The organism is Pseudoxanthomonas sp. (assembly GCF_027498035.1).
Lineage (GTDB): Bacteria > Pseudomonadota > Gammaproteobacteria > Xanthomonadales > Xanthomonadaceae > Pseudoxanthomonas_A.
Map to the genome: position 1 here is coordinate 889,338 of NZ_CP114978.1, position 12,751 is coordinate 902,088.

9 protein-coding genes, 1 tRNA gene and 1 pseudogene are annotated in these 12,751 nt (G+C 65.5%); 6 read left to right on the forward strand and 5 right to left on the reverse strand.

Annotated elements, in window-relative coordinates:
- Window positions 1-144 precede the first annotated feature (144 nt).
- Window positions 145-792: a response regulator gene (locus O8I58_RS03985; RefSeq protein ID WP_298320886.1), complete on the reverse strand. Its 648-nt coding sequence runs from the start codon at window positions 790-792 to the stop codon at window positions 145-147.
- 79 nt (window positions 793-871) lie between these two features.
- Entirely contained in the window at window positions 872-1,351 is a 480-nt protein-coding gene (locus O8I58_RS03990; protein ID WP_298322710.1) for a DUF421 domain-containing protein, read from the reverse strand.
- Between the two features lie 580 nt (window positions 1,352-1,931).
- On the opposite strand from O8I58_RS03990, the pseudogene O8I58_RS03995 reads away from it, so the two are divergent.
- The 4 genes and pseudogenes from O8I58_RS03995 to O8I58_RS04010 all read left to right on the forward strand — a co-directional run.
- Window positions 1,932-2,348, forward strand: a pseudogene (locus O8I58_RS03995) (TonB-dependent receptor plug domain-containing protein); the annotation flags it as partial.
- Window positions 2,349-3,219: 871 nt separating this feature from the next.
- Window positions 3,220-4,275, forward strand: a complete 1,056-nt coding sequence (locus tag O8I58_RS04000; RefSeq protein WP_298322713.1) for a TonB-dependent receptor domain-containing protein — start codon at window positions 3,220-3,222, stop codon at window positions 4,273-4,275.
- A 60-nt stretch (window positions 4,276-4,335) separates the two neighbouring features.
- Window positions 4,336-6,579 (forward strand): M28 family peptidase, encoded by a 2,244-nt coding sequence (locus tag O8I58_RS04005; protein ID WP_298320888.1) that lies wholly within the window; start codon window positions 4,336-4,338, stop codon window positions 6,577-6,579.
- On the forward strand, window positions 6,572-8,383 hold the full coding sequence (locus tag O8I58_RS04010; protein WP_298320890.1) for an amidohydrolase family protein: 1,812 nt from the start codon (window positions 6,572-6,574) through the stop codon (window positions 8,381-8,383). The genes O8I58_RS04005 and O8I58_RS04010 overlap by 8 nt, the downstream gene beginning before the upstream one ends.
- Window positions 8,384-8,563: 180 nt before the next feature.
- Here O8I58_RS04010 and O8I58_RS04015 read toward each other — a convergent pair.
- From O8I58_RS04015 to serS, 3 genes are all read right to left on the reverse strand, one after another.
- A tRNA-Ser gene (locus tag O8I58_RS04015) sits at window positions 8,564-8,653 on the reverse strand.
- 118 nt (window positions 8,654-8,771) lie between these two features.
- Complete coding sequence (locus tag O8I58_RS04020; RefSeq protein WP_298320892.1) at window positions 8,772-9,743, reverse strand: LysR substrate-binding domain-containing protein; 972 nt, start codon at window positions 9,741-9,743, stop codon at window positions 8,772-8,774.
- A gap of 119 nt (window positions 9,744-9,862) precedes the next feature.
- Window positions 9,863-11,143: a serine--tRNA ligase gene (gene serS, locus O8I58_RS04025; RefSeq protein WP_298320894.1), complete on the reverse strand. Its 1,281-nt coding sequence runs from the start codon at window positions 11,141-11,143 to the stop codon at window positions 9,863-9,865.
- Between the two features lie 142 nt (window positions 11,144-11,285).
- Here serS and O8I58_RS04030 point away from each other — a divergent pair, with 142 nt between their 5' ends.
- Window positions 11,286-11,954 carry an energy transducer TonB gene (locus O8I58_RS04030; RefSeq protein WP_298320895.1) on the forward strand — a complete coding sequence of 223 codons (669 nt, stop codon included), beginning with the start codon at window positions 11,286-11,288 and terminating at the stop codon, window positions 11,952-11,954.
- A gap of 148 nt (window positions 11,955-12,102) precedes the next feature.
- Window positions 12,103-12,660: an energy transducer TonB gene (locus tag O8I58_RS04035; protein ID WP_298320897.1), complete on the forward strand. Its 558-nt coding sequence runs from the start codon at window positions 12,103-12,105 to the stop codon at window positions 12,658-12,660.
- Window positions 12,661-12,751 lie beyond the last annotated feature (91 nt).

The window sequence follows — 12,751 nt, forward strand, 5'->3', positions numbered from 1 at the left end:
CGACCGATCCAGGCATCGCGCCTGGAGTACGGACCAGGAAAAAGGCGGCCATCGGCCGCCTTTTTCTTTTAATCGCAATCTTTGTGCGGAAGACCCCAATCGTCCATGTCGCACTCGACGGTTGCTGCAAGATGGCGCCAGTGCCTAGACCACCTTCGCCGGATCGACCAGGCCGTACTGCGCGGCCAACCGGGCCAGCGCGACCGTATCGGTCACCTGTGCCTTCTGGAACAGCCGCGTCTTGTGCGTGCTCACCGTCTTGGGGCTCAGGCTGAGCCGCCGTGCGATATCTTCCTGGCGCAGGCCCTGGATGAGCAGCATCGCCACCTCCAATTCACGCGGTGACATGTCGTCGAACGGTGAAGCCTCATCGCTGACCGCGGACATGGCCAGGTGCTGGGCAACATTGGCCCCCAGGTAACGCTTGCCCCTGGAGACATCACGAACCGCACGCAACAGCTCCGTGGCATCCCCGCCCTTGCCCACATAGCCCGAGGCGCCGGCTTCCAGCAATCGCTTGGGCAGCGGGCCATCTTCCAGCACCGACACGATCACCACGCGGCTACCGAAATTTCCACGCACGATGCGTTCGGTGACGTCCAGGCCACTCAGGCCTGGCAGATGCAGATCGCACAACACCACGTGCGGCTTGAGTTTGCGGATGGCCGGCAGCGCATCCTCGCCGTTGTCGGCTTCGCCGACCACTTCCATGTCGGTCTGGCCGGCCAGAATCATCTTCAGGCCCGTGCGCACCAGCGCGTGGTCATCCACCAGAAAAATCCGAATCGTCATCCCTGCTATCCCCCTGTCAGCCGCAGTTCCATCCCCGGCCGGAGCCTAACCCCGCCCTTGGGGCACGGCAAGCCAATCCCTAGCCGCGTTTCTTCAGAACCGTGATGCGGCCCGAAGTTTCAAGGATTGCCAGATCGATTTCGACATCATCGCGACAATCAGCCGCCCGCTTGGAGGTTTCGAAATCGGCGTAGCTCACATTGCGCTTCACCAGCTGCTGCCAGTCGATACAGCCATCGCGCGCCAAGACCACCGGCCTGCCCTGCACGAGCACATCCAGTTTCTTGCTGCGCGCAGTGGCGAAACCGACCATCCAGTTCAAGGCCAGCAGCACCGCAGCCAGCAACAATCCGCCAAGCAGCGAGGTGTCTTCGCCGATCAACGAATTCTGCACAGCTGTGCCCAACAACACGATGACCAGCGCATCGAACGGCGTGCTCTGGCCCAGGGCCCGCTTGCCGGTCATGCGCACCATCAGCAGCACCACCACGTAGACCGCCACCGCGCGCAGCACGAACTCCCACCACGGCATCGCCAGATCCAAAAGAATGTGCTTCATATCCGTCCCTCGCCACCGGCACGTTGATTGACCGGTCTCATGGCGCAGCTTGGTGAACAAGCCTCGCAGGTCGCGTGAAGCCCGCCTCGCCCGCGCAGTTACCCACCAGAACGACTCGAATCGCTTCGCCGATCCCGACACGCAACGCCATCATTCAACACATCAGCAGGCATCGATCGATCACGTACGAGTGCGTCACTTACGCAGCCTTTGCGCATGCGCAGATGTTCATTGCGCATCGTCATATGCATGACCGAACTTGACCGCGCACTGTCGCGATACGTGGTTCTGTCAACGGAATCCGGATGCTCAAATGACGCGGCACCTCCATTGCCCCGATCACGCAGTCCGCAATGCGGACATCACGCGATGCACGGGAATTCCGGCGATCAACATGCGACCACCTTGCCGGCTCGATGGATGTGCATGACATTCATCCTCGCTGTCGTCGTGCCACCAGCGGCCTTCCAGCCCTGGCCACGACCGAATCCAGAGCCATCGTTTTTTGGGGAACCACGTGAACATCTTCCGTACCAGCAATATCACTGCGCTCAACCTGGCGCTGTTCGCCAGCCTCGGCATGGCGCTACCCGCCGGCGCACAACAAGCCGCATCCGATGCGGCAAGTGACACCGCTTCACGCACGTTGGATACGGTCATCGTCACCGGTACCAGCAGCAAGGAGCGCACGGCCAGTGAGTCGCTGCAGCCCATCGACATCATCTCCTCCGATGCCCTGCAGCAGACCGGCGCTTCCAGCCTGGCCGAGGCGCTGTCGCGCCTGGTGCCTTCATTGAGCTTTCCGCAACCGGTCACCATCAGCGGCTCGGAAACGGTCAAGCCGGTGACCCTGCGCGGGCTGTCGCCGGACCAGGTGCTGGTACTGATCGATGGCAAGCGCCAGCACGCCGGCGCGCTGCTCAACAATGGTGGCGCCATCGGCCGTGGCTCCAATCCGGTCGACCTCAACGCGATTCCCATCGCGGCGATCGAACGGGTCGAAGTGCTGCGCGACGGCTCCTCGGCGCGCTACGGTTCGGACGCGATCGGTGGGGTGGTCAACATCATTCTGCGCAAGGGTGCCAAGGGCGGCAGTGTCTCGGTCGGCTATGGCGGCTACAGCCAGGGCGACGGCCTGCACCGGCAGTTGTCGGGCAGTACCGGCTTCACGCTCGGCGACAAAGGCTGGCTGCGCGTCAGCGCCGATTTCCAGGACAACGACTACAGCAACAACGCCGGCCCCAACCTGTCCAGCCAGTCCGTCGGCACCGAGGCCTACGGCAAGCAGACCGCGCGGTTGGGCGACCCGGCAGTGCGCTCCAACAAACTCGGCCTCAATGGCGAATACGACTTCAGTGACGCCGCCCAGTTGTACGGCTTCGCGCTACTGCGGCGCGACCACGACGAGACCGCGCTGGTCTACCGCAACGCCACCGCCAGCAACAACGTGATCTCGATCTATCCCAACGGCTACCTGCCGCTGTCGCACCCAGCCATCGCCGACCTGTCGGTCGTGGTCGGGCTGAAGGGCCAGTTCGACAATGGCTGGCGCTACGATTTCTCGCTCAACCACGGTTACAACAGTTATCAGTCCACGTTCGTCGGCATCAATGCCGACTACTACAACGACTACGGTTGGACGCCGTACTACAGCACCGGCGCCACCTACAAATACACCCAGGACGTGGCCAACCTGGACCTGAGCCGCGACTTCGAAGTGTCCTGGCTGGCCAGCCCGCTGACCCTGGCCTTCGGCCTGGAGTATCAGAAGCAGACTGACAAGATCAGCGCCGGCGACCTGTACAGCCAGTACGGCGCCGGCGGCAGCATCACCGGCGACAGCTACGGCCAGTGGAAGCCGCCACGACCTGGCCGAATACCTCAACCTGGAAGCCAACATCACCGAGCGACTGTCTTCGGCCTTCGCCCTGCGCCACGAGAACTACAGCGACTTCGGCGGCAACACCAGCGGCTCGCTGTCCGGCCGCTTCGACTTCACGCCACGGGTAGCGCTGCGCGGCACCGTGGCCACCGCATTCCGCGCTCCGACCCTGGTGCAGGAGCACTACGCGCAGATCACTTCCCAATACGTGGACTCGGCACTCACTGAAACCGGCACCTTCCCGGTCGACTCGACCGTGGCGAAATTGCTCGGCGCCACCCAGCTCAAACCGGAAACCTCGCGCAGCGCCTCGGTGGGATTGGTGCTCAACCCGCTGGATCCGTGGTACCTGACGATCGATGCGTTCTTCATCAAGATCAAGGACCGCATCAACCTGTCCTCCAATCTGGACGTCTCCAGCGACACCGTCGCCGACTACCTGGCCGCCAACGGCGTCACCGCCACCTACGACGCAGTGCGCTATTTCACCAATGCCGTGGACACCCGTACCCGTGGCGTCGAAGTGGTGAACCAGTACGGCTGGACGTTCGGCAATGGCCAGAAACTCGACACGGTGCTCAGCTGGTCCTACAACGACAACAAGGTGACCAAGGTCCACGACACGCCGGCGATCCTGTCCGAGCTGGGCATCACCGGTACCCTGGTGGAACGCCGCGAGCGCTACGGCATGCTTGGCGATTCCAACCCACGTACCAAACTGGACCTGGGGCTTGACTACACCATCGACTCGCACTGGTCGACATCGGCCAACGTCAATCGCTACGGCTGGTACAAGACCTACAGCAACAGCGGCGTGCAGTACGACCAGTGGTTCGGCCCGCGCTGGACCCTGGATCTGAGCGCCAAGTACGCCGTCGGCAACTGGGACTTCAGCGTCGGTGCCAACAACATCACCGACACCCGCCCGGGTCGCGTGTCGGCGATCAACAACACCACCGGCGCCTACGTCTACAGTCTGTACTCGCCGTTGAGTTGGAGCGGCCGCTACGTCTACGGGCGCGTCGGCTACAGCTGGAAGTGATGTCCCCGGGGGGGGCAGCGACGCGCCCCCCCGCCCCTGTTTTCGTTCCATGGAGAACCTATGCGCGCTTCGCTAGCCCGCCTGCTCGGCATCGGCCTGACCGCCTGCCTGTCCACCACCGCGATCGCGGCCGCCACGTCCGCCGACACAGCGTCGGCGGATGCCCCTTATGGCTTTCTCGGCAGCCATGGCCAACGCCTTGCCACGCTGGAATCGGATTTCGATGCCCAAGTGAAGCCGGCGCAGATCGATGCCTGGCTGCAACAGCTGACCTCCGCACCCAACCATCTGGGCTCGCCGCACAATCTGGAGAACGCGCGCTTCATCGCCGCCCGCTTCAAGGAATGGGGCTTCCAGGTCCGCACCGAAAAGTTCGAGGCGCTGGTGGCCTACCCGCTGGAGCAGCACTTGCAGCTGGTCAGGCCGAACGCGCAGGAGATCGACCTGGCTGAGCCGCCGGTCCCCGGCGACGCCAGCACCGCCATTACCGAAGGCACCATTCCCGGCGCGGAGGCCTATTCGCCCGACGGCGATGTCACCGCCCCGCTGGTCTACGTCAACCAGGGCATCGCCGCCGACTACGAGGAACTGGCGCGGCGCGGCGTGGACGTCAAGGGCAAGATCGTGATCGCGCGCTCGACCGGTTCGGGCCGCATGTTCAAGCCGCTGCTGGCCGAACAGCACGGTGCGGTCGCCACGATCATCTTCTCCGACCCGATCGAAGACGGTTACACCAAGGGCGATGTGTACCCGGCTGGCGCCTGGCGCCCGGAGCGCGGCGTGCAACGCGGCACGCTGATCGTCAAGGACGCGCTGGACCGCAAGGCTGGCGATGCGCTGATCAGGAACAAGCGACCGGAGAACCTCAACGGCCCGGTGCTGGCTATTTCGTACGCCGCCGCCAAGCCGCTGCTCAGCGCGCTGCAAGGACCGACCGGTCCGGCCAACTGGCAGGGCGGACTGCCCATCACCTATCACCTGGGTGGCCAGGATTCGACCCAGGTGCGGGTCAAGACGCGCTCGGACTGGGGCTGGCGCACGTTGTACAACGTCATCGCCACCCTGCCGGGCAGCGAGCATCCGGAGCAGGAAGTAATCCGCGGTGTACATCACGATGCCTGGGTGTTCGGCGCCTGGGATCCCCTGGCCAACACTGCCGCGATGCTGGCCGAAGCCCAGGCCATCAGCGCCCTGCACCGCGCCGGCTGGACACCCAAGCGCACCCTGCGCTTTGCCAGCTGGGATGGCGAGGAACTTGGCCTGCTCGGCTCGCGCTGGCACGTACAGCAGGATCCGGACGGCACTGCCAAGCGCGTGGTGTTCTATCTCAATGGCGACACCACCAGCCGTGGTTACCTAAGCATCGGCGGCAGCCCGGCGATGTCCACGCTGCTGCACCAGGTCGCCGCCGGCATCAAGGATCCAGAGACCGGCGTGTCCATCGCCCAGCGCCTGCGCGGCAAGCAGGCCTTCGATGCGGCCAAGGCCGATCCATCGGTGCTGGCGCCGGACAAGGACGCACTGCTGGAGCCGTTGACGTCGGGATCGGACTTCAGTTCGTTCGTGCACAAGCTCGGGGTGATGTCGATGCACAGCCGCTTCGGCTATGACCGCGACGGCGACGAGGAAAGCGTGCCGATCTACCACTCCGCCTACGACACCTACGCGCACTACCAGCGCTTCGGCGACCCGGGCATGGCCTATCTGCAGGCGCTGGCGCAGGTCAACGGCCACCTGCTGCTACGCGTGGCCGATGCCGACCTGCTGCCCTGGCATTACGCCGAGCTGGCCGATGCACTGGACGGCTATGTCGATGCGATCGAACGCGACAACACCAAGCAGGAAGTCGCTCGCCGCCAGCGCCAGCACCTGCTCGAACTGGATGCCTATCGCCTGGCCGCCGACCCTTCCAAGCATGTCGGCAATCCGCCGCCGTTGCCGGCCGGGCTGGCGCAACTGGACCTGACGCCGCTGCGCGCGGCCGTGGCCGCCCTGCACACGACCGCTGCGCAATACGACCAGGCCTACGACACGCTCGACAGCCGTGTCGGCAAGGCCCAGCTGGCAACAGCCAATCGCCACCTGGCGGTACTGGAACAGCACTTCATCGTGCGCAAGGGCAAGCAGTCGCGCACGCTGCTGTACGCCGGCGCCGGCGAGCCGTTCCCTGAAATCCGCAAGGCCGTCCAGACCGGGGATGCACAAGCCACGGCAGCCGCAATCAACGAAGCCGCCGCCGCAGTCAAGGCCGCTGCCGCCGAACTGTCCCAGGCCACCCAGGCATTGGAGGCCGGCCGTGGTTGAGCTTCGTAGGTTCCCGCGTCGCCGCCTGCCCTGGGCGCTGTTGCTGCTGCTTCCAGTGACGGCACTGGCAGCGGCCGATGCCACGAAGCCGGCCGCATCGATCACCGCCATCGTCAATGCCGAGATCTTCGACGCGCTGGGTCATGCGCCCTACCGCGGCACGTTGCTGATTGCCGAAGGACGCATCGTCGACCTCGGCCGCGATGTGCAGGCGCCCGCTGGTGCCCGGATCGTCGATGCCCATGGCCAGGCGCTGCTGCCTGGCTTGATCGACGTGCACACGCACTGGACGCCCGCTGGCGAACCCGAGCACGTGCCGCAGATCGCGGCGGCCTATCTGGCCGCCGGCGTCACCACGGTCAATGACTTCAACGAAGCGCCCGAAGCCTTCGCCCCGTTGCGCAGCTGGCTCAAGGAACTGGCCGCGCCGCACGTCAACCTGGTCGCGCGGATCGGCACCACCAATGGCCACGGCGCCGACTGGGCAGATGTGCACACCACCGCACTGGCAGATACCCCGGCACAAGCGCGGCGTGTCGTGCAGGGCCTGCTGCCCTACGCGCCCGATGCGATCAAGGTCTTCCACGACGGCTGGCGCTACGGCGTGCTGCCCGACAACGCCAGCGTCAACGAACCCACCCTGGCGGCACTGGTGGACGAAGCACATGCGCATCACCTCAAGGTGCTGACCCATACCGTCACCATCGACCGTGCCGACCAGGCCGCGCAGGCCGGCGTGGATGTGCTCGCGCACATCCCGCAGGACCGACCGATCGACACCGCCACCCTGGCCGCACTGCGCAAGGCCGGGACCGCGGTGGCTCCCACGCTGGCGGTCTACGAACCGATCAAACCCGGCCAGCCTGCCGACAGCCGGCCCGATGCAGCCGCACTGGCACTGCGCCGGGCGCGCTTCGCCCAGGCCCAGCGCAACGTCAAGGCGCTGTTCGATGCCGGCGTGCCGATCGCGGTCGGCACCGACGCCGGCATGCCGGCCACGCGCCACGGCGTGTCCACCGCGCACGAAGTGGAACTGCTGGTGCAGTCCGGCCTGTCCCCAAGCCAGGCGCTGACCAGCGCCACCCGCATCAGCGCACAGGTGCTGGGCCTGGCGCAGGACCGCGGCACCCTGGCCAAGGGCCAGCGTGCCGACCTGATACTGGTCGATGGCCAGCCCTGGCGCGATGCTTCCGACCTGCACAAGGTCCAGCAGACCTGGATCGACGGCCGCCTGGTCCATGCCGCCGGCCAGCCGTGGCCGTCTGCGAACCTGGCGCAATCACAGGCACCGCTGACGGCTGCCGCACGCATCGACGATTTCGAACGCAGCGACGGCCGCTCCAGCCAGGACACGCTGCGCGTCTATCAGAGCGAAACCGGTCAGGGCCGTAGCCAGGCAATCGCGGCACTCGTCCCACGCGGCGACAAACCAGGCCAGGCGCTATCGGTCAATACGCGCCTGTCAGCCAGCGACACACCCGAAGCCGGCGTGGTCGTGCCGTTGTCCGCGGGTTCGATCCGACCAGTCTCGGCAGCTGCCTTCCACGGCATCGAACTGGACGTGCGCGGGCACGGGGCCCTGCTGCTGCAGGTCAACACACTGCATGGCAGCTGGCAGGCACCGCTGGCTGCAAGCGATCAGTGGCAGCACGTACGCATCGCCTTCGACCAGCTCAAGCCAGCCAGCCGCAGCGACCAGGCCCAAACCTGGTCGACAAACGAACTGATCTCCGTCGCCGTCCTGCATCACGACGCGCCATTGGCCACCGGCTGGTTTGCCCTGGACGACCTGCAGTTCTATTGAGCATCGGCACGGACGTCGAACTGGCCTTGATCGATCATGCGGAAATCGGGCGTGCCGCAGCACCCATCAACGTCCAAAGCGAACGCTACCCGCGCACCTGATGGACATCGTAGGACGCTGATCCCGGCACACACCGCAGAACAAAAAAGCCCCTGATCCCAGGGGCCTTCTTCTTTGATCTGGCGGAGAGAGTGGGATTCGAACCCACGGTAGGCTTGCACCTACGGCAGTTTTCAAGACTGCTGCCTTAAACCACTCGGCCATCTCTCCGGGTTGCTCCGGTGGCACCGATGATGCTGCCGGAAAGCGAAACGCCCGGGATCACTCGCCGGGCGTCGCATTCTCGCATGTGACACGTGCAGGTGCACTGCCCTGCACGCATGTCTGGTCAGGAGGCCTGGCGCAGGCCCAGTTCGACCAGGCGCTCCACGCACTTGCCGCCACAATCCAGGCGCGAGTCCTCGATCTGCTGCGGCAGGTGTTCGGCCAGGTAGTCGATGAACACGCGCACCGCCGGCAGCAGGCCGCGGCGCGAGGCGAATACCGCGTGGCAGATACCCTGCGGCAACGACCAGTCGGGCAGCACCACTTCCAGTTCGCCGCTGCGCACGGCATCGGCGCACACGGTTTCCGGCAGCATCGTGATGCCGTAACCGTCCTTGGCCATCGCCTTGAGCAACGGGAAGTCGAAGCCGGCCAGGCGCGGCTGCAACTCGACGCGGCGGACCTCGCCTTCCGGACCGTGCAGTTCCCAACGCTGGCGCGCTTCGTCCTCGCTCATGGACATGGTCACGTGCTGGGTCAGGTCTTCCGGGGTCTGCGGACGGCCTGCGCGTTGCAGGTACTTGGGGCTGGCGACCAGCAGCTCCTGGATCTGGCCGAAGCTACGCATCACCAGGCTGCCGTCGTCGTCCAGCTTGGCGCGCACCCGCAGGGCGATGTCGTAGCCCTCGTTGATGATGTCCACGCGGCGATTATTGACGTGCAGCTGCAGGCGAACCTTGGGGTATTTGTCCAGGAACGCCGGCAGGATCTTGGGCAGCTGCATCTGCGCCACCGCGACCGGAACGCTGACCCGGACCACGCCACGCGGCTCGGCCGAGAGCCGGTCCACCACTTCGCGGGCGGCCTGGGCTTCGGCCAGCATGGTCTGGGCGTGGCGATGCACGCTCATGCCGACATCGGTGACCGCGAAGCGGCGCGTGGAGCGCTGCAGCAGGCGCACGCCCATGTCGGTTTCGAGCTGGCTGATGCGTCGGCTCAGGCGCGACTTGGGGATGCCGAGTGCGCGTTCGGCCGCGGCGAAACCGCCGTGGTCGACGACCATGGCGAAGTAATAGAGGTCGTTGAGGTCCTGCATGGTGCCATCCCGAATCTGGAACGATTCGGGCTATTTAAACACCCGCATCCCGCAGGCACAACGAACTTGGACCAAATCGGGCGGGATTCACCTCCCCGCCCGTGGGTCAATCGCGCCGATCAGGCGATGCGATCGATTCCGCCCATGTATGGGCGCAGTGCTTCGGGCACGTCAATGCTGCCGTCGGCGTTCTGGTAGTTCTCCATCACCGCGATCAGGCAGCGCCCCACGGCCACGCCCGAACCATTGAGCGTGTGCACGGCCTCCGGCTTGCCGGTGGCCGGGTTGCGCCAGCGGGCCTGCATGCGACGGGCCTGGAAGTCCTCGCAGTTGGAGATCGAGGAAATCTCGCGGTAGGTCTCCTGCGACGGCAACCAGACTTCCAGGTCGTAGGTCTTGGCGGCCGAAAAGCCCATGTCGCCCGAACACAGCAGCATGCGGCGGTACGGCAGGCCCAGGGTTTCCAGCACGACCTCGGCGCAGCGGGTCATGCGTTCGTGCTCGTCGTAGCTTTCTTCCGGGCGGCTGATGGCGACCAGTTCGACCTTCTCGAACTGGTGCTGGCGGATCATGCCGCGCGTATCGCGACCGTGGCTGCCCGCTTCGGCGCGGAAGCACATCGAGTGCGCCGTCATGCGCAGCGGCAACGCGCTGTCCTCGACGATGGTGTCGCGGACGATGTTGGTCAGCGGTACTTCCGAGGTCGGGATCAGATAGCGCTTGGTTTCGTTGACCTCGGTCGAGAACAGGTCGTCCTCGAACTTGGGCAGTTGGCCGGTGCCGCGCATCGAATCGACATTGACGATCACAGGCACATTGGTTTCCTGGTAGCCGTGCGGACCGGTGTGCAGGTCCAGCATCAGCTGCGCCAGGGCGCGGTGCAGGCGCGCGATCGGGCCGCGCAGCACGGTGAAACGCGCGCCCGACAGCTTGGCCGCGGTGTCGCCGTCCAGCCAGCCATTGCGGGCACCCAGCTCGACGTGATCCTTGACGGCGAAATCAAACGTGCGCGGCGTGCCCCAGCGATGTTGTTCGACGTTGCCGGCTTCATCGGTGCCCGGCGGCACGCTGGCGTGCGGCAGGTTGGGCAGGCCCATGGCGATGGCGTCGATCTGCGCGCGCAGGTCGTCCAGTTCGATCTCGGAGGCCTTGAGTTCCTCGCCGAAGCCGGCGACCTCGGCCATCAGCGGTGCGACGTCCTCGCCCTTGGCCTTTGCCTGACCGATTGCCTTGGAACGGGTGTTGCGCAGGTTCTGCAGCTCCTGCGTGCGGACCTGCAACTGCTTGCGGCGTGCTTCCAGGGATTCCAGCGCGGACACGTCCAGTTCGAAACCGCGCGTGTCGCGCAGGCGCTGGGCAAGGTCGGCGGGCTGGTTACGGAGCAGGACGGGATCAAGCATGGGTCAGGACGGGTCGCACGTGGAAGAGCCCGGGATTATCGCCTTTTCCGCCGGTCGGCGCCCGCACAGCCAGCTTGCGGTCGGGATCGGGCCAGTGGGCTGTGCAAGAATCGCAGCCTCCACTGCTCGCCCTCCAGTCGCCATGTCACGTGCCACGCCCCGCGCTTTCACCTTCCGCCTGCCGCATCGTGCGTTGTGGATTGCACTGGGGGCGTTCGCAGCCGGGTTGCTGCTGTTCGGCATCGTCTACCTGGCCAATCGCAAGGACGACACTTTCTACAGCGTGAAGCCAGCCGACAAAACCGGTGAGGCCGCCGCGATCGAGCCCCTGCCCGAGCCGATGGCCGCGCAGGACAATGCCAGCGGCATGCAAGCGCCGTCAGCCGATGCGCAAGCCCAGGCCAATGCCCCGCAGTCCGGTGACAACACCAGCGCCTTCCCCAAGCCGATGCTGGAAGATTCCCCGGACAACGCTGCCAACGGCACCAACACGCCCAGCACGAACACGCCGCCGCCCGCACCTTCGGCAGACCGGGCCACGCCGCTGCCCATCGATGGGCAGAGTCCGCCACCGACCTATCCCGTCGCAGCGCTTCGTCGCGGCGAAACCGGTACGGCCGTGTTGCGCGTCCAGGTCGATGCACAGGGCAATCCCGGCGGCGTGGCCCTGGTCCAGCGCAGTGGCTCGCGTGACCTGGATCGGGCGGCGATGGAGGCCGTGCGCAAATGGCACTTCCAGCCAGCCGTACAGGATGGCGTGCCCCTCGCAGGCAGCGTGGACATCCCGGTGGAGTTCAACCTGCAGCGCTAAGCTGCGGCGTACGTGAACATCGCTTCGCAACACTGAACGCCCACGGGCGTGTGCAGACGTGTTTTACCTGCATGTCACGTCATGAGAACGAAATGCTGCCGACACTCCAACGCACACGCCACCCGGCGTATTCGCAAGGAGACACGACATGTCCCGATCGCAGACCGAGATCGACGCTGAGCTGCAGCACGGCACTGCCGAGCAGCAGCAGGACAAACCCACCAATCCGCTGATCTGGCTGTTGCTGCTTGCCGCCGTCCTGGTCGCCGGCGTCTGGTGGTTTGGCGTGCATCGCGGCAACGAAGCCCCGATCACCGCCGATACCACGACACCCGGCATCACCCAACCGCAGGCCGATGCCAGCGTCCCACCCGCCAAAGCCGCCAAAGCCGAGGCATCCCGCAAGGAAGCCATCAGGAAGCCCGTGATCGCCAACCGTGCCCCATCGCTGATGGCCGGCACGGCACAGCCGAAATATCCGCCGAGCGCCTTGCGCGCAGGCGCCAGCGGCACGGTGACGTTGAACGTTCAGGTCGATCCGCAGGGCAGGCCATCGGAGATCAGCATCGCCCAGCGCAGCGGTAACCGCGACCTGGACCGTGCTGCGCTGAAAGCCGCCAATGACTGGCGTTTCCAGCCCGCCATGCACAACGGAAAGGCCGTGGCCGCTGCGGTGAAAGTGCCGGTGGAGTTCTCCGCGCAGTAATACCGTAGCGACGGCGAGCGCGTTATCGAATCGTCAGTGACGAAAACAGGCCCCGGCGCGGCGATGCGTCGGGGCCTGTTTGTTGTTCAAC